The sequence below is a fragment of the Micromonospora sp. NPDC049497 genome (genome assembly GCF_044465805.1).
Classification (GTDB): domain Bacteria; phylum Actinomycetota; class Actinomycetes; order Mycobacteriales; family Micromonosporaceae; genus Micromonospora.
Genome location: NZ_JBITMC010000020.1, coordinates 66,367 through 83,226 on the forward strand (window position 1 = coordinate 66,367; position 16,860 = coordinate 83,226).

General features: G+C 71.7%; 17 protein-coding genes. 9 read left to right on the forward strand and 8 right to left on the reverse strand.

The genetic code is table 11. The annotated features are described in order from the left end of the window. Positions 1 to 82 precede the first annotated feature (82 nt). Together ACIBR0_RS23920 and rox are read left to right on the forward strand one after the other, a co-directional pair. Positions 83 to 799, forward strand: a complete 717-nt coding sequence (locus ACIBR0_RS23920) for a TetR/AcrR family transcriptional regulator (protein ID WP_396719191.1) — start codon at positions 83 to 85, stop codon at positions 797 to 799. A gap of 288 nt (positions 800 to 1,087) precedes the next feature. Further along, positions 1,088 to 2,515 (forward strand): rifampin monooxygenase, encoded by a 1,428-nt coding sequence (gene rox, locus ACIBR0_RS23925; RefSeq protein WP_396719193.1) that lies wholly within the window; start codon positions 1,088 to 1,090, stop codon positions 2,513 to 2,515. Positions 2,516 to 2,603: 88 nt separating this feature from the next. Here rox and ACIBR0_RS23930 read toward each other — a convergent pair whose 3' ends face one another. Both ACIBR0_RS23930 and ACIBR0_RS23935 read right to left on the reverse strand, forming a co-directional pair. Next, the gene (locus ACIBR0_RS23930; RefSeq protein WP_396719194.1) at positions 2,604 to 3,299 is read right to left on the reverse strand and encodes a C39 family peptidase; all 696 of its coding nucleotides are present in this window, start codon (positions 3,297 to 3,299) and stop codon (positions 2,604 to 2,606) included. Between the two features lie 228 nt (positions 3,300 to 3,527). Continuing rightward, entirely contained in the window at positions 3,528 to 4,109 is a 582-nt protein-coding gene (locus ACIBR0_RS23935; RefSeq protein ID WP_396719196.1) for a TetR/AcrR family transcriptional regulator, read from the reverse strand. Between the two features lie 88 nt (positions 4,110 to 4,197). Between ACIBR0_RS23935 and ACIBR0_RS23940 the strand changes: the two genes are divergently transcribed. Then, positions 4,198 to 4,488 (forward strand): hypothetical protein, encoded by a 291-nt coding sequence (locus tag ACIBR0_RS23940; protein ID WP_396719198.1) that lies wholly within the window; start codon positions 4,198 to 4,200, stop codon positions 4,486 to 4,488. Continuing rightward, the gene (locus ACIBR0_RS23945) at positions 4,485 to 5,045 is read left to right on the forward strand and encodes a DUF2269 domain-containing protein (protein WP_396719200.1); all 561 of its coding nucleotides are present in this window, start codon (positions 4,485 to 4,487) and stop codon (positions 5,043 to 5,045) included. Before ACIBR0_RS23940 ends, ACIBR0_RS23945 begins: the two co-directional genes overlap by 4 nt. 52 nt (positions 5,046 to 5,097) lie before the next feature. Here the strand turns inward: ACIBR0_RS23945 and ACIBR0_RS23950 are convergent, their stop codons facing one another. Beyond that, positions 5,098 to 6,150 (reverse strand): NlpC/P60 family protein, encoded by a 1,053-nt coding sequence (locus ACIBR0_RS23950; protein WP_396719202.1) that lies wholly within the window; start codon positions 6,148 to 6,150, stop codon positions 5,098 to 5,100. A gap of 196 nt (positions 6,151 to 6,346) precedes the next feature. Between ACIBR0_RS23950 and ACIBR0_RS23955 the strand changes: the two genes are divergently transcribed. The 4 genes from ACIBR0_RS23955 (at position 6,347) to ACIBR0_RS23970 (ending at position 10,701) form a co-directional block, all read left to right on the forward strand. Further along, positions 6,347 to 6,676 carry a hypothetical protein gene (locus tag ACIBR0_RS23955; protein WP_396719204.1) on the forward strand — a complete coding sequence of 110 codons (330 nt, stop codon included), beginning with the start codon at positions 6,347 to 6,349 and terminating at the stop codon, positions 6,674 to 6,676. Beyond that, entirely contained in the window at positions 6,673 to 7,116 is a 444-nt protein-coding gene (locus tag ACIBR0_RS23960) for a MerR family transcriptional regulator (RefSeq protein ID WP_396719206.1), read from the forward strand. Before ACIBR0_RS23955 ends, ACIBR0_RS23960 begins: the two co-directional genes overlap by 4 nt. A gap of 381 nt (positions 7,117 to 7,497) precedes the next feature. Then, complete coding sequence (locus ACIBR0_RS23965) at positions 7,498 to 9,153, forward strand: family 10 glycosylhydrolase (protein ID WP_396719208.1); 1,656 nt, start codon at positions 7,498 to 7,500, stop codon at positions 9,151 to 9,153. 171 nt (positions 9,154 to 9,324) lie between these two features. Then, complete coding sequence (locus tag ACIBR0_RS23970) at positions 9,325 to 10,701, forward strand: FAD-dependent oxidoreductase (protein WP_396719209.1); 1,377 nt, start codon at positions 9,325 to 9,327, stop codon at positions 10,699 to 10,701. A 4-nt stretch (positions 10,702 to 10,705) separates the two neighbouring features. Here ACIBR0_RS23970 and ACIBR0_RS23975 read toward each other — a convergent pair whose 3' ends face one another. The 4 genes from ACIBR0_RS23975 to ACIBR0_RS23990 all read right to left on the reverse strand — a co-directional run bounded on the left by ACIBR0_RS23975 (position 10,706) and on the right by ACIBR0_RS23990 (position 14,733). Then, positions 10,706 to 11,821: a DNA glycosylase AlkZ-like family protein gene (locus ACIBR0_RS23975; protein ID WP_396719211.1), complete on the reverse strand. Its 1,116-nt coding sequence runs from the start codon at positions 11,819 to 11,821 to the stop codon at positions 10,706 to 10,708. A gap of 9 nt (positions 11,822 to 11,830) precedes the next feature. Then, complete coding sequence (gene prfH, locus ACIBR0_RS23980) at positions 11,831 to 12,481, reverse strand: peptide chain release factor H (protein ID WP_396719213.1); 651 nt, start codon at positions 12,479 to 12,481, stop codon at positions 11,831 to 11,833. Then, positions 12,478 to 13,665: an RNA ligase RtcB family protein gene (locus tag ACIBR0_RS23985; RefSeq protein WP_396719215.1), complete on the reverse strand. Its 1,188-nt coding sequence runs from the start codon at positions 13,663 to 13,665 to the stop codon at positions 12,478 to 12,480. Before ACIBR0_RS23985 ends, prfH begins: the two co-directional genes overlap by 4 nt. A 171-nt stretch (positions 13,666 to 13,836) precedes the next feature. Then, positions 13,837 to 14,733 (reverse strand): acetyltransferase, encoded by an 897-nt coding sequence (locus tag ACIBR0_RS23990; protein WP_396719217.1) that lies wholly within the window; start codon positions 14,731 to 14,733, stop codon positions 13,837 to 13,839. A gap of 171 nt (positions 14,734 to 14,904) precedes the next feature. On the opposite strand from ACIBR0_RS23990, the gene ACIBR0_RS23995 reads away from it, so the two are divergent. Further along, complete coding sequence (locus ACIBR0_RS23995; RefSeq protein ID WP_396719219.1) at positions 14,905 to 15,435, forward strand: adenylate kinase; 531 nt, start codon at positions 14,905 to 14,907, stop codon at positions 15,433 to 15,435. A 60-nt stretch (positions 15,436 to 15,495) separates the two neighbouring features. Here the strand turns inward: ACIBR0_RS23995 and ACIBR0_RS24000 are convergent, their stop codons facing one another. Then, entirely contained in the window at positions 15,496 to 16,824 is a 1,329-nt protein-coding gene (locus ACIBR0_RS24000; protein ID WP_396719221.1) for an endo-1,4-beta-xylanase, read from the reverse strand. Between the last annotated feature and the right edge of the window lie 36 nt (positions 16,825 to 16,860).

The following is a 16,860-nucleotide window of genomic DNA, read 5'->3' on the forward strand; positions in this document are numbered from 1 at the left end:
CTTGTGTGGGAACCGTAGGTGTACGCCGTACACCTGTCAAGGCGGATATGGTTTCCACCGCCGCCGGAAGACGAGGACCGAGATGGTTGAGCAGGCTGAGGCGCTGCGCCGGGCACCCCTGAGCAGGGACCGGATCCTGCGTGCCGCCGTCGCGCTCGTCGACGGGACCGGCATCGAGTCCCTCAGCATGCGCAACCTCGCCCAAGACCTGGGCGTCGTGCCGATGGCTCTCTACAAGCACGTGGCCAACAAGGACGAACTGCTCGACGGCATGATCGACGTGGTGGTCGCCGAGATCGATCCGCCGGTGCCCGACGCCGACTGGAAGGCCGCGGTCCGCAAGCGCATCCTTTCGGCACGCCAGGTGCTGCGGCGCCACCCCTGGGCGCCGCTCGCGATCGAGTCACGGACCATGCCGACGCCGGCCGTCCTCGGCTACCTCGACTCGATGGTCGGAACGTTCCGGGCCGGCGGGTTCTCCGCCGACCTCACCCACCACGTGATGCACGCGATGGGCAGCCGGATCCTGGGTTTCAGCCAGGAACTGTTCGACGCCTCCCGGCGCGCCGGCCGGTCGGGCACGACCGACCCGGACCCGCCGACGGCCCTACCGCCGGAGGTCGCGGCCCGCTTCCCGCACCTCGCGGAGGTCGCGGCGGCGGCGTCCCACGACGAGGCGTCGGTCGTGGGACAGGGCTGCGACGACCAGTTCGAGTTCGAGTTCTCGCTGGACCTGCTGCTGGACGGCATCGAACGGCTGCGACAGCAGGGCTGGACGTCGTCGCACCGATCCCGCTGAGACGGTCAGGTGCACGGCCGGTGGACGATGTGACAGTCGGCCGGAGGCAAGCGCCACACGCCCCTGATCAGGCGCGGAAGTGGCAGGACGAGTAGGAACTCCCTGCCACTCTCAAGGTATAGCGGACCGGGGGTCTTGCGGCAAGCCCCCCGTTGTGCCGCAGAATCTCCAGCCGTATCCAGAATCTGCGGATTCAGGGATTCGCGAAGTATGCGTGCTCGCGGGGGATGTGCCGGTGTGCGCTCCGCCGGACCGGGCACCAACGGGCCGAGGTGCGATGGGGGTTTCATGATCGACGTGATCGTTGCCGGTGGCGGACCGACCGGCCTGATGCTGGCCAGTGAACTGCGGCTGCACGGGGTGCACGTGCTCGTGCTGGAGAAGGAGGCCTCGCCGACCACGTACGTCCGCGCGCTCGGCCTGCACGTGCGCAGCATCGAGGTGATGGACCAGCGCGGCCTGCTGGAGCGGTTCCTCGCACACGGCCGGCGGTATCCGGTCGGCGGTTTCTTCGCCGGCATCGACAAGCCCTCACCGGACCGGCTGGACACCGCGCATCCCTACGTCCTCGGCATCCCGCAGACCACGACCGATCGCCTGCTGGCCGAGCGCGCCACCGAACTCGGCACCGAGATCCGGCGCGGCTGCGAGCTGGTCGGGCTGGACCAGGACGACCACGGGGTGACCGCCGAACTGGCCGACGGTACGCGGCTTCGCTCGCGCTACCTGGTCGGCTGCGACGGGGGCCGCAGCACCGTACGCAAGCTGCTCGGCATCGGCTTCCCCGGTCAGCCCAGCCGGGTCGAGACACTGCTGGGCGAAATGGAGGTGACGGCGCCACCGGAGACGGTGGCCGCGGTGGTGGCCGAGGTCCGCAGGACCCACAAGCGGTTCGGCCTCGGGCCGCTCGGGGACGGGGTGTACCGCGTCGTCGTGCCCGCCGAGGGGGTGGCCGAGGACCGGTCGGTCGCGCCGACCATCGAGGAGTTCCGGCAACAGCTGCGCCTGTTCGCCGGCACCGACTTCGGCGTGCACTCACCGCGCTGGCTGTCCCGCTTCGGTGACGCCACGCGGCTGGCCGAGCGCTACCGGTCCGGCCGGGTGCTGCTGGCCGGCGACGCGGCACACATCCACCCGCCGACCGGCGGGCAGGGGCTCAACCTCGGCATCCAGGACGCGTTCAACCTTGGTTGGAAACTGGCCGCCGAGGTCAACGGCCGGGCACCGGAGGGGCTGCTGGACAGTTACCACACCGAACGGCACCCGGTGGCCGCCGACGTGCTGGACCTCACCCGCGCGCAGTTCGAGCTGCTGTCGCCTGAGCCGGGCCCCCAGTCGGTGCGCCGGCTGGTGTCGGACCTGATGGACTTCGAGGACGTCAACCGGTACCTGACCGAAAAGATCACCGCGATCCAGATCCGCTACGACGCCGGCGAGGGGCACGACCTGCTCGGCCGGCGGATGCGGGACGTGGAGCTCGAGCGGGGGCGCCTCTACGAGCTGATGCACGGCGGTCGCGGGCTGCTGCTCGACCAGACCGGCCGGCTCTCGGTGGGGGGCTGGGCGGATCGGGTCGACCACGTCGTCGATGTCAGCGAGGAACTGGACGTCCCCGCCGTGCTGCTGCGGCCGGACGGCTATGTGGCCTGGGCCGGCGACGACCAGCACGATCTGCTCGCCCACCTGCCGCGGTGGTTCGGCGCCGCCGTCGGCTGAATGCGTGCAGGCGCCTCGGGCGAAAAGAGCCGCGGGTCGGGACCCGATGTCCGGGTACCCGGCCCGCGGCCGTGTCGCCTCCCGAGCGTCAGCTGGAATAGCCCTTCTGGGCGATCCAGTCGGCCGCCTTGTCGTCGCTCATCCAGTAGTGCTTGGTCGGGTCGTACGGGTCGGCGATCTTCAGCACTTCACCACCGTCGCGATATCCCACGATGGTCATGTAGTGCCCGCCCGGGAAGGAGTGCTTCTCGCCGCTGGTGTCGACTGCGGTGCCCATCGTGTTGGCCACGACGCCGCGCTTGGCGTCAACGGCCTCGATCACGTCGGTGCGCAACCTGTCCACCTGCTCCGGCTCGGCGGTGGCTCCCTCGATCTTGGTGGTCTCGTACCCACCGCCGGTCAGGTCGTTGAGCACCCGGGTGGTGTCGTCAACCGAGTCGGTGCCGTCGGTGGTGGTGCCGAGCTTCTCGGCGACCTCACGCTGGCTCACGACCTTGCCCTGGGTGGACAGGGCGATCCGGGTCGCGGCCGGGGCACAGTAGTACTCGTTCGGCTGTCTCTGGTAGTCGTGCGGCAGTACCCGTTTGCCCTCGTCACCAGGGGGCGGGGGCTGGGGCGGCGCCGCGGGTGCCGGTGCGCTCTCTGCCGGGGTCGGCGGGGTGGGCGGGGCGCCGTTTGCCGGACCGGCGACTGCCGGGGTGGCGATCGCCGGACCGGCGACGGCGCCGCCGGTGACCATGAGACCAGCAACAGACAGCGCGCTCTTACGCAGAATCGTGTTCATCGTGAAGCTCCCATCGGGGTTGGCTTCCCGGGCTGTCGTACGCCGGTTACCCGAGGCGGGTCCGCGATAACGCGGCACCCTACTCCGGTAGCGGGGGAGGCGGAGCCACTTTCGCGTAATCCCTCACCCGGTTGGGCGTTCGCCGGGTCGGTCGCGACTGGGGAAGGTGTCGTCGATGTCGGGTTGATGTCGGGTCATGCCAACTGTCATCCGAACATGCAGGCCTACCTACGCGCGGGGAGGACGCAGCCCGGCCAGGGTGACGGCGACAAGTCGGTCGACTGCGGCTTCGGATGGCAGGTCGCCGGCTGCGGTGAGGGCGTGGAGGCAGTAACTCGCCAGTTCGTGAGGCGCGAGGTCGTCGCGTAGGTCGCCGGTGGCGGCGACCTCGGTCAGCAGGTCTCGGAACAGGTCCACGAGCTGCTGCTGAGCGAGCGCGACCCGCTCACCCCGGTGCAGGAGTGCCGCCAGTTCCGCGGTCCCGTGTCGTTGCCGGTGGTGACAGATGAGGGCGTAATGCTCCAGGACTGCCCGGAGCCGCTCGGCCGCCGTGCCGGGTTCGTTGCGAAGTTCGGTGAGATGCGCAAGGTGGCTGGCCACGTGACGTTCGTGATGGGCGGCGAGGATCGCCTCGACGTCCGGGAAGTACTTGTACAACGTGGCGCGACCGATGCCGGCCTTCTCGGCGATCTGCGTCATCGTCACCGACCTCAGGCCGTGCTCTCTCACCAGCGCCCAGGTGGTTTCCAGGATCGCGTCGTGCACCGTCTGCCGGTGCGCCGCAATCGTCGTGTTCCACAGCTTCGGCACCGCCTAAGCGTACGGGACGCCTACCGACGAGACAGTATGCCTTGATAGAGTCACGGCGTCTCGCAAATTCCCGCAGAAGGAAATACCCATGAGTGACCCGCTACGTCCCCGCGAGGCTGGTGAGGGTGCCTCCATCGGCCCCGAGCCGGCGGCGCCCCGCAACGAACCACCCCGGGCGCCGCGGTGGGTACGGGTGTCCGCGATCATCGCCGGCTTCCTGATCCTGCTTGTCGTCATCGTGATGCTCACCGGCGTCGGTGGCGGTCACGGTCCTGGCCGGCACATCGGTGCCACCGGCGCCTCGCCGGCCGGCCTCGACGACAGCCACGCGACCGTCGGCATGGGCACCAATGACGCGGGGGACCGCAGCGGCCAATGAGCATGCCGCCCCGCTTGCGCAAGGTGGTGCTCACCTCCCACGTCGTCACCTCGGTCGGCTGGCCTGGCGCGGTCCTCGCCTATCTCGCCCTCGACATCACCGCTGTCACGAGCGAAAACGTCCAGACCGTACGCGGCGCTTACCTCGCCATGGACGTGATCGTCCGGTACGCCATCGTCCCGCTGGCCCTCGCGTCGCTGCTCGTCGGGACGGTCAACGCGCTCGGCACTCCGTGGGGCCTGTTCCGGCACTACTGGGTGCTGGTGAAACTCCTGCTCACGGTCTTCGCGGCCGCCGTTCTGCTGATGGAGGTGCAGACCGTGAGCCACCTGTCGCAGGCAGCGGCGTCCAGCGCCGACCCCCGTACGCTGCCCGGAACACTGCTCCACTCCGTCGGCGGGCTGGTGGTGCTGCTCCTCACCGTGGTGCTCTCGGTGTTCAAACCTCCGGGCGTGACCCGGTACCGGTGGCGTAAGCAGAACGAGCAACAGCGCACCAGGTCCACGCGGCCCACGGCGGCGACCCCTCGCGCGGCTGCGCCGCCGGCTGCCGGCTGAGCCCGCAGAACCGGCGGCGCATGCCCCGTACCCCGTCCGTTGGGGTATGAGGTCAGATCCGGCGGGCGGTGAGCCACCGGTCCGGCCAGTAGCCGATGCCGTCCAGCAGAGGCGCGCCGGAGAGGTCGCCCATGGTCGGACCGTCGGTCTGGGACCGGCTGGAGATGAACCGGTGGTGCCCGCCGTCGTCGAGGCCGAGGTAGATGCCGGAGTGGTCGATCTGGCGGTTCGGCACCGGCTGGGCGTTGAAGAACACCAGGTCGCCGGGGAGCAGGCGGTCGATTCGTCGGGCCCGTTGTCCGGTGTTGGGCATCAACTGCACGCCCGGGCCGAACTCCGCCATGGCGAACGCCCGGCGGGGAAGCCCCTCGCCGGGGGTGTTCGTGCCGCGCAGCGGAAAACCGAGCCGGTGACCGTAGACCATCCGCAGATACCCGGAACAGTCCAGGGCCAGCTCGCGCTCCGGTGACGGCATCTCGCTCTTGCCGTCCGGGAACGACCACGGCAGGCCGAGATAGTCGTAGAAGTCGGAGCGTTCCTGACGGCCGTCGGGATCTGCGGGGTCCGGCGGACCGAACGAGGCGTTACCCGAGTACTGCTGTCCCTGGTTGTCCTTCTTCGGGGGAGCCTCGGCAACGTACTCGAAGGAGATCGCCAGCACGTCGGGGGAGCGGTCCCGGCGAGCTGCGGCGAGCCAGTCGACGAACCACTTCTCCTGCTCGGCGCCGGCCCGCCACGGCTGGGGAGCGAGCCGGACCCAGGTGTGGGTCTCGATCTTCGCATCGGTGAAGCTCGGCTCCTCGAACGTTCTGAGCGGGCCGTGGATGTTCGCGGTCCGCGCGCCGTCGGTCATGATCGCGACCGGCTGCCCGGAGGAGTCCATGATCTCCGTCCGGTCCGGATCCGACGAGCGCTGGTAGGTGTAGCCCGAAGCGCCGCGCGCCTGGCCGCCCGACGCCGTTGCCCCGCCCAGGGTCAGCACCGACTGGTCCGCCGGCGACGGTCGTGCCACCACGTACGTGAGCGTGCTGACGACGACCAGCAGTACGAACCCGGCGATGTTCAACAGGACGAAGCGTCTACGGAAGTACGCCCAGTACCTCATGCACACCTCTCCTCTCGGAACCGGTTCTGGGTGTGTCGGGCAGGTCGGTGGCACGAAGGCGACGGCCAGCGCAGCCGTCGTACGGTCAACCTCGATCATCGGAGTTGTCGGGGTGACGCTCCCTCACCCCGATGAGGTGATCCGGGAGTGCGTCGGGTTGCAACCGGTACCCGGGTACAGGCTTACCGTCGTAAGCATGAGCATCGACCAGGGATGGGTGCCGCAGGCGTGCACCCTGCCGACCCGAGAGCAGCCGCTACGACTCGCGCAGTTCGACGAACTGTTCGCCACCGCCCTGCACGAACAGCGGAGGTTGGCACCCACCGTGCTGCGATGGCGCCTCGATCCGTCGGCCGAGGACGCCGCGCGGGACCTGACCGCCCGGGAGAGCGGCTGCTGCTCCTTCTTCACCTTCGCGGTGACCCGGAGCGGCGACTCGGTGGAGGTGGAGGTCCGGGTCCCGGACTCCCACATCGCGGTCCTCGACGCGCTGGTCGCCCGCGCCGCGGCGCGGCTGCCGACATGAGCGGCCTGCGCAGCAGCCAGGTCGCCGCGGCAGCCGGGGTGAACCCACAGACCCTGCGCTACTACGAACGCCGAGGACTGCTCGCCGCACCGCGACGCACCCTCGGCGGGCATCGCCTGTACCCCGCCGAGACCGTCGCCGTGCTACGGATGATCAAGGGCGCCCAGCGGCTTGGCTTCACCCTGGACGAGGTGGCCGACCTGCTCGACACCGCCCGGCACCAGGGCCGCCGTCGCGCCGATGCCGGCCTGCGGACCCGTACGCGGGCCAAGCTCGCCGACGTGGAGGCGAGGATCGCCGACCTACGGGAGATCGCCGGGACGCTGCGTGCCGCGCTGGACGCCGGCTGCGACGACCTTGCCACCTGTGCGGACAGTCCGTGCTGCCCGATTCCCTTCGCCGTCCTCAGCGAGGGCGCGCCCGATGTCGACCCTCCCTGAGGAGGCCACGATGTCGGTCGGCGCCCCCTGCGGTATGGGCTGTCGGCCGGAGGCCGTCAACCCTCTGGGGACCGCGCTCTCATGAGAAGCGCCTGCCGGGCCTCTTGGCGGAGGTCGGCTTGGTGGTCAGGGCATCTCTGCGCCTGCGTCGCACCATGATCACGGTCGCCTTCTTCTTCAACCCCTTGAGAATTCTGTCCCTCATCTCAGGCATCCCTTCTCGCGTACGTCCGACGCCGGGGCGTCTTCGGCCTGGCCTCCTCGCGTACCCGACGAGGCAGCCGCCATGCGCCCCGTCGTCCCGGCGACCGGGACTTATCTGATCGTTAAGTAACGGCCCCGCCGGTTCACCCGGTGTGCCACCGTGTGCAGACTGAGGCAATGCCCGCTGCCGCCACACCGGACCGCCGCCGCCGCCGACTGTTCGTCGGGGTGGTCGCCGCGCTGGCCGTGGCGGCCACGGCCGGCGCCTGGTCGCTGCAGGACCGGGTCGGTGGCGACGGCGGTGCGCGCGGGTCGGCCACCGTCGGCGTGCCGCCCCACGCCGGGCCGGTGGGCGACCCCACCTGCGCCGGCCAGCCGGCTCGGGCGACCCGCGAGCTGCGGGGCATGTGGATCACGACGGTGAACAACATCGACTGGCCGAGCCGGCGCGGGCTGCCGGCGGAGGCGGCGCGGGCGGAGTTCCGGGGCTGGCTGGACCTGGCCGTGCGGCACAACCACAACGCGGTCTTCGTGCACGTGCGGCCGAGCGGGGACGCGCTCTGGCCGTCGGAGTACGCGCCGTGGTCGGAGTGGCTGACCGGGCGCCGCGACGGACGCGACCCGGGCTGGGACCCGATGGAGTTCATGGTCGCCGAGGCGCACGCGCGCAACCTGGAGTTCCACGCCTGGTTCAACCCGTACCGTGGCGGGCAGCCGGCCACGGTGGGCGGACCCGGCCCCCGGCTGGACCGCCTGGCGCCGACCCATCCGCTCCGGCGGCACCCCGAATGGGTGGTGACCTATCCCAGCGCGGACCGGCCCGGCAGCCGCCTCTACTTCAACCCCGGCATCCCGGAGGCGCGCACCTTCGTCGAGGACTCGATGCTGGAGGCGGTCCGGCGGTACGACGTCGACGGGGTGCACTTCGACGACTTCTTCTACCCCTATCCGGAGGCCGGGCAGGACTTCCCGGACGACGCGGCGTTCGCCCGGTACGGCCGGGGCTTCCCGGACAAGGACGCCTGGCGCCGGGACAACGTCAACACGTTGGTCCGCGAGATGAGCGAGCGCATCAAGGCGATCAAGCCATGGGTGAAGTTCGGCATCAGCCCGTTCGGCATCTGGCGCAACGGGCGCACGGATCCGACCGGGTCGGCCACCGCGGGGCTGCAGAGCTACGACGACATCCACGCCGACACCCGACTGTGGGTACGCCGGGAGTGGTTGGACTACGTGGTGCCACAGCTCTACTGGCACATCGGGTTCGGTAAGGCCGACTACGCGAAGCTGCTGCCGTGGTGGGCGTCCACGGTCGAGGGCACCCGGGTGCAGCTCTACGTCGGCCAGGCCGACTACCGGGTGGGGGAGCGCGGCGCCTGGAGCGATCCGGCCGAGCTGGACCGTCAGCTCGCGCTCAACCGCCGGCACGCCGTGAGCGGAAGCGTGCACTTCAGCGCCCGTCAGGTGCGCGCCGACAAGCTCGGGGCCGTCACCCGCTACAGCCGGGCGCACTACGCCGCGCCGGCGCTCGTACCCGTGATGACCCAGCTACCGGCGACGCCGCCGGCGGCCCCCGTGGTCCTGGACGGGCGGCGGGAGGACGGCGGCGTGCGGCTGACCTGGCGCCGCGACGGTGCCGCGAGCTACGCCGTCTACCGCGTCGACGGCGACGAGGCCCGCCTCGTCGGCACCACCCGGGGTGACGGCTGGGTCGATCGCACCGCGCCGGCCGACCGCGCGCTCTCCTACTGCGTGTCCGGACTGGACCGCAGCGCGAACGAGGGCCCACTCGGCGCGGCCGTGTCCGTGACGGCCGCCCCTGCCGCCGGCTGAGCCGCATTTCCGCTGGTCCGCCTCGACACCACACCCGCCGATCACGCCGACGTTCCCGGGCAGCGCCCGGCACCTGTGCAACGATCGGCGTGCGTTCCGCCGGTCCGGCCGCCCGCCGGTCGCCGGCAGGCATGCGAGAAGGCGTCACACCTCGTCCCCCTGGAGAGCACGATGTCCCCCTCCCCGGCCCGGATCCTGGCCGCGCTGAACGCGGTGCGACCCCTCGACCGGGCGTCCCCGGTCCTGGGCAGGGCCGTCGTGATCGGTGGCAGCGTCGCCGGGATGCTGGCCGCCCGCGTGTTGTCCGACCACGCGGAGAGCGTCGTCATCATCGACCGGGACGACCTGCACCGGCCCGGCCAGCGGCCCGGCGTGCCGCAGGGGACGCAACTGCACGCGCTCCTGCCCGGCGGCTTCCTCCAGCTCGAGCGCCTGTTCCCGGGATTCCGCGAGGAGGCCCTGGCCCACGGGGCGGTCGAGGCTCCGCCCGCCTCCCGCCGGGCCTACCTCGACGGTCGCCTGAAGGTCGTCGTCCCGGACGACGCCGACAGCCTGGCCGGCAGTCGGCCCCTCCTGGAAGGGCTGATCCGCCAGCAGGTGCTCCGGCTTCCGAACGTCAAGACGGTCGCCGCCCGCGCCACCGGCCTCGTGGTCGACGCAGGCGTGACCACCGGGGTCCGCTGCGACGTCGGCGGGCTTCCCGGCGTCGAGAGCGGCGACCTCGTGGTGGACGCCATGGGGCGGTCGAGCAGGCTGTCGGAGTGGCTGGAGCAGGCCGGCTGGGACCGGCCCGTCACGCGCCGGATGACCGTGCACCTCAACTACGCGACGGCCCTGTTCCGGCGTCGCGAGGCCCACCCGGAGCGCACCGTCGTCATGGCGCTGCACAGCCCGAGAGTGTCCTCGGAGGTCGCCGGCGCCGCGTTCTTCGCCATCGAGGACGGTCGGTGGATGGCCATGATGGCCGGTTACGGAGACAACCGTCCGGGACACACCGCCGAGGACTTCGTCCGTCGGCTGCGGGACCAGTTCCCACCGGAGTTCGGCGAGGTCGCCGGAAACGAGATGCTCGGCGACGTGCTGACCTACCGCCACGCCGACAGCCGGCGGCGGGACTTCCACGCGCTGAGGCGGTTCCCGGCGGGGCTGGTCAGCGTCGGCGACGCGGTCGCGTCGTTCAACCCCGTGTACGGGCAGGGGATGACCTCGGCCGCTCTGCACGCGGCCTGCCTGTCGACGTACCTGCGGGAGCGCCCGGATCTGCGGGTGCCCGCCCGCCGGTTCCTCGCCTTGCAGAAGGTCGTGGTCGACGCCGCGTGGTCGGTGTCGACCTCCGCCGACCTGGCCCTGCCGCACGTCGACGGGCCCTACCCGCGCGGCTACCGGTTCTCCAGTTGGGCCAGCGGGCAGATCGTCACGGCGACCGTCACGGACGTGACGATCGCCCGGCGGTTCAACGACGTCGTCTCCATGCGCCGACACCCGCGATCGCTGGCCACACCCGGCGTGCTCCTGGGCGCCCTGCGCGCCAACCGCCGCGCACGCTGACCCGTCAGCGACGAGCCGCGTCGGACCGGCCGGCGACCGGCCCGCCCACGGTCAGGCACAACCACGACGCGAGGTCCCGGAGTTCCTCGTGCACCGCCTCGGTCATCTCCGCGGTGAACGGGACGTCCTCGTGGATCACGTCCACGCGGAGCGTGCCGCCTTTGCGGTCCGCCGTGACGTCCACCTTCCCGACGAGACGGTTGTGGTGCAGGATCGGCAGCGCGAAGTAACCCCAGCGGCGCTTCGCCCGCGGCTTGTACATCTCCAGCACGTACTCGAACGCGAACAGGTCCAGGACTCGGGTCCGGTCGTACACCAGGCGGTCGAACGGCGACAACAGGGCGGTACGGCCGGTGAAGGGCTGCCCGAGCGCCGTCGGATCGACGCGCCACGTCCCGGGGACGCCCTCGACGGTCGCCCGCTCACCGACCTGCCCCACCGACCCCGGTTCGCCGGGCGAGGCGGGAGCCGTCTCCCGGACGATGCCCAGGGACCGCAGCCGGCGCTCGGCGCGGAGCCGGCGCGCCTCGTCCAACGGGACGGCGGGTGCGTCCGTCGGATAGACCCGCTCCGGTACGTCCCACAGCCGCTGCCGCCCACGGCGGCCGGCGATCGCCACCTCGCCGCGCATCAGCAGGAACTCGAGCATCTGGGTGACGTTGCGGTTGTTGGTCCACCCGGTCGACGCCCACGCCACCTGGCTGGTGTCCGGGATGTCCCGCGACGGCAGCGGTCCGGAGGCGCCGAGCAGCGCGAGGACGTCGCGGCGGAACCGGTCGTTGAGCCGCAGCCACTCCCGCTGCCGGTCCCCGCCGGTCCAGGCCGCCATGTCCGCCAGGTAGAGCGGCAGGTCACCCATCGGCCGCACCATCGCGTGGTGCTCGAAGAGCGTCCGATCCCGCTCCAACGCCTCCTGCACCTGCGACGGCCGGTACGACGACCCGAGGCGGCTCCAGGCGACCAGGTCCACGTTCGGCGCGACGGCCGCGGTCGGGTCGATCTGCAGCAGGGTCAGCTGCCGTACGACCGCCAGCAGATCGGTCGGCCGCGGCGCGTCGAGCAACTGCGCGCGTACGGCGATCCGCCGCGCCTCCGCGAGATCGAGCCGGTGCACTGCCATCGGGCGAGACTACTGGGGCGACCGGGACCTGTGTGCACCCTCATCCGACGGACCCGGACGCTCGACGCGGGTGGGGCTGCCGCGTACCAGCTCGTCGTGGATGCGCCACCGCTCGGTGACGGCGGCCCGCTGCGCGGCCTCGTCCTCGTGTGCGATGCGCCGACGGAGCAGCCGCAGGGCGATGCGCCGGTTGAGGCTGAACTGGCGTTCGGTGTCGACCACCACGACGATCCCGGAGGGACGGTGGGTCGCCCGCACGGCGGTGCTGGCCTTGTTCCGGTGCTGACCGCCGGGTCCACCGGTACGGCAGGCGACGACGTCGACGTCGGCCTCCGCGAACGTCGTGGCGAAGGTGTCGAGCTGGCACGGTCGGGCGATGACATACCAGTTCTTCCGCCCGGTGCTCGCCCGGTAGGGGCTGGGGGCCTGCCAGCACAGTGTTCCGGTCCACGAGGCGGCGAACGTCTCGACGTCGCTGCCGGAGACCCGGACCAGGACCGACCGGTAGGTGCCGGGTCGCTCAGCCGGCACGGTCCGGACCCGGTGCGTCGTCAGGCGCTGCCGGTCGGCGTCGACCTCCAAACGGTGCAGCAGCCGGGCGAGCGCCCAATTGCACTCCTGCGGGCCGCGTCCGGCGGACAGGAGCAGGTGGACGGTCACGGTCGGCCCCGCCCGCGGCGGTTGTCCCGGCGGTCCGGCCGGGGCGTGGACCCGAGGTCGGGCGTCTTGTAGGTGACCAGGGGGACGGTGGTGGCCACCGGTGTGGCGAGGTCGTGGTCGACGAGATCGGCGATGACACGCTCGATGCGCTTGTACGCGGTGGGTGCCTCCTCGAAGAGCAGTTGACGGTCGCCGCACACCACCACCGACCCCACCGGGGTGCGGCGCAACTCCTCGACGGTGTGCTTGGCCCGGCCCCGGCGCAGGGCGTCGGCGCGGGACATCTTGCGGCCCGCGCCGTGCGCCACGGAGTGGTTGGCGTCCGGGCCGGCGTGGGCGGCCACGAGGTAGGAGGGGGTGCCGCGCGTACCGGCGACGAGCACGTCACGGCCGTCACCCGGCGCCGCGCCCTTGCGGTGCAGGTAGAGCCCGTCGCGGACCTCGACCAGGTTGTGGCACTGGTCGACGATCGGCGCGGTGGGCTCGGCCCCGAGGGCGTGGGCGACCCGCGCGGCCAGCAGCCGCCGGTTGAGCGAGCCCCACCGTACGGCGTCGTCGTGTGCCGCCAGGTAGGCGGCGGCGTCGGGAGCGGGGCCCGCGCCGTGGACCTCGGTGTGCGCCCGCAGGATCCGCTCGCCCAGGCCCCGCGACCCACTGTGGACGACGAGGACGAGGTCACCGGCGTCGAGCCCGAGACGCCCGGCGTGGCCCGGATCGAGGACGCTGCCGATCCGCGCCAGTTCAACGAAGTGGTTGCCCCGGCCGACCGTGCCGAGGCCGTCGACGTGACCGGCGGGAATGCCGCCCTCCACCACGGCCCAGGCCGGGTCGTCGGCGTCCCGCACGGGGTCCAGGGCGCGGTCGAGGTCGGGAAACCGGGCGGCCAGCCGCTCGGGTACGGGGCGCTTGAGCGCGATCGGCAACACGGCGATGCCGCAGCCGATGTCGGAGCCCACCAGGAACGGGTACAGCACGGTCGACGCCATCGCGGCGCCGATGGGCGCACCCTTGCCGGGGTGCAGGTCCGGCATGGCGGCGACGTGGACCATGCCGTCGAGGGCGGCCACCTGGTGACACTGCGCCAGGGCGGCGGACTCGATCCAGCTGGTGGGGGAGGCGAACACGGCGACGGTGGCCGACGTGGACCGTGGCAGGGACTCCTGCCGGGAGGGGTGCGGAGACAACGACGCTCACTTCTCGTGAAGGGCACGGACGGACGGCACGACGGCACCGGGCGGTGCCGTGGGCCTGGAAGAGCAACGGGGTGCTGTCCGTCAGAACGTCATGGGAACCACCATCCCCGAGCGCAGTGCGGTGCGGCAAGCGGGTTTCCGCCCACCGCACCGCACCCGCCCCTACCGGGGAGTGGCGCCGGGTTCGAAGAGGACCCGGGCCCGCACCTGCCGGAACCCGGTTCGCTCCAGTTCCGCCACCACCGCCACGCGGTGGGCCCGCACGTCGGCCAGCACCTCGCGGGCGCCACCGGCCATCAGGACCCGGACCGCCTCGGCCAGCAGTTCAGCGCGGACGGCCTCGTCGAGCAGACCGAGGTAGACGATCAGCGGATAACAGGCGTCCCCGGCGGTGCCGACCAGGCCGACCGCCTCGCCCGCGTCCGACGCCACGCGCCAACCGTCGACCGGGCCGGTGAACCAGGCCAGCGGATCGGCGGCGAGGTCCACGCCGCCGACCGCCTGCGCTGTCTCCACGCCGGTCAGGACGTCCGGCTCCGCGATGCGGGAGACCAGGGCGTTGATCTCCGCTGCATCGACGGCCGGACGGAAGGTGTACCGCCCGGAGGGCGCCGGCAGGGGCGTACCGGTCCAGGAGAATCTCAGCCGCTCACCGCGCTCGACCAGCCCGGCGAGGCGCGCGGCGCTCATCGGCGCCTCGACCACGGCGAGGACCTCCGGCCTGCGTCGCCAGTGCGCCGGCAGGGCGGCGTAGTACGGACCGGGTCCGCCGAGTGCCTCGTGTGCGGCGTGCAGGAGGGCGGCACCCACCTCCGGCTCGGCGTCCAGGTCGAACCGTTCCAACCAGAGGACGGTGGCGGCGCCGGGCGGCTGGAGCCAGGCGGCCCGGCCGACGACGCGGCCGGCGCGGAGGGCGACCCACGTGTGCTCGGGCCGGTAGCCGCCACCGGCGAGGCCGTCGGCGTAACTGACCTGACGCAGCTGGGGCAGCGGATCGGGCATGGAATCGAACAGACTCTCTTCGCCCGCGACGAGCGGACGGATGACCACATCGGACATGGCAGGAACCTCCGGGAAAGCTGACGCCCCGGGTCAGCTCCGCGAGGACGCCGGAACGCGGAGGGGGCGCAGAACATCGGACATTGTTCTGACCTCCTTCCGGCTCGACGGCGTGCCCGAAAACGTAGTCGACGCACCTACTCGTGGCAACCCTGCCGTACGCTGCCGCGCATGAGCGCGCCGACCCGCATCCTGGTCTACGGGGTGTACGGCTCCGGCAAGTCCACCCTCGCGGCGAGACTGGCCGATCGCCTCGGGTTGCCGTGGTACCCGGTCGACGACCTGCTGTGGAATCCGGGCTGGGTCGAGGTGCCGGTGGCGCAGCAGCGCAGCCGGATCGAGGCGATCTGCCGACGCGACCGTTGGATCGTCGACGGGGCCTACCACGGGTGGCGGGATGTGCCACTGGCCCGCGCCGACCTGGTCGTCGGCCTGGACTACCCGCGCTGGCGCTCCTTCTGGCGCCTGCTGCGCCGGACCGCGGGCCGGTTGCTGACGCGGGAGGAGATCTGCAACGGCAACCGCGAGTCGCTGGGCAGCGTGCTGTCCCGGGACTCGATCCTGGTGTGGCACGTCACCGCGTTCGGTCGGGCGCGGCGGCGGATGCGGGCCTGGCAGGCGGATCCGTCCGGGCCGCCGGTGGTGCTGTTCCGGTCCCCGGCAGCCCTGGACCGCTGGCTGGACGACCTGCCGCACCGGTGAGGGAGGACGGAAGCGGGGCGGCGACGGTGTCCGTCGCCGCCCCGGATCGTCTCGACGGGGTCAGGAGGCGGTGCAGGAGCGCACCTGGGGACGGGTCCAGGTGCCGTTGGTCATGGTGGTGAAACCGAAGACGTTCCCGCTGCCGTTCGACCTCATGGTCATGACGTACCCGCTGCTGTCCCAGCTGGGGCTGCCGTTCCAGGTGGCGGAGATCCTCTGCGGTGGTGTCACGGCGACCACGACCGTCCAGTTGGTCGCGCCGCTGACCGTCACCTCGCTGTTGAACCGGTCGCCCCACCTGGTCGCGTCGCGGAGGGTCGCGGTGCAGCTGCCACCGCCCGGCGGCGGCGTCGTCGGTCCGGTGGTCGGTCCGGTCGTCGGCGGGTTGGAGGGCGGGGTCGAGCCGCCGTTGAGTGCGGCGAGGACCGCGTCGTACGCCGGCTTCTTCGCGCCGCTGCTCGTGAAGAGCAGCGGGTTCTGCGACGCCCGCCACGAGTCGCTGTCCCGGATGCCCCAGACGGTGATGCCGGTGCAGCGGGCCACGGCGAGGCAGTCCTCGACCACACTGCGGTACGTGGCGGCGGACGCGCCCTCGATGTCCAGCTCGGTGATCTGCACGTCGACGCCGAGCGCGGCGAAGCTGGACAGCGTGGTGCGGTAGTTGCTCGGGTACGGCGAGCCGCTGTTGAAGTGCGACTGGAGGCCGACACAGTCGATCGGCACACCACGCTGCTTGAAGTCCCGGACCAGGTTGTAGACGGCCTGGGTCTTGGCGTGGGTCCAGTTGTCGGTGTTGTAGTCGTTGTAGCAGAGCTTGGCGCCGGGATCGGCGGCCCGGGCGGCCCGGAACGCCGCCTCGATCCAGTCGTTGCCGGTCCGTTGGAGGTTGGAGTCGCGGCGGGCGCCGCTGCTTCCGTCCTGGAACGCCTCGTTCACCACGTCCCACGCGACGACCTGCCCCCGGAAGTGGGTGGCCACCTGGGTGACGTGGTTGAGCATCGCCTGGCGCAGTGCGCTGCCGCTCATGTTCTGCATCCAGCCGGGCTGCTGGGAGTGCCAGGCCAGGGTGTGGCCGCGCACCTGCATCCCACGGCTGCGGGCGTGGCTGACGATCTGGTCCGCCGCGCCGTAGCTGAACTGGCCCTGCTGCGGCTCGGTGGCGTCGATCTTCATCTCGTTCTCGGGCGTCACCGAGTTGAACTCGCGGTTCAGGATCGTCGCGTAGGTGCTGTCGCTGAGCTTGTTCGCGGCCACCGCGGCACCGAAGTACCGGCCCCGCTCGGCCGCGGACGCGCCCAGCGTCGTCCCGGCGCTGGCCGCACCGGGCAGGAACGCGGCACCGGTCGCGGCGAGCAGGCCGGCGGCGGCGAGGGCGATCGCCGTACGCATGCGGGGACGCGGTGGTGGACGGTCGTTCCCGGGGTT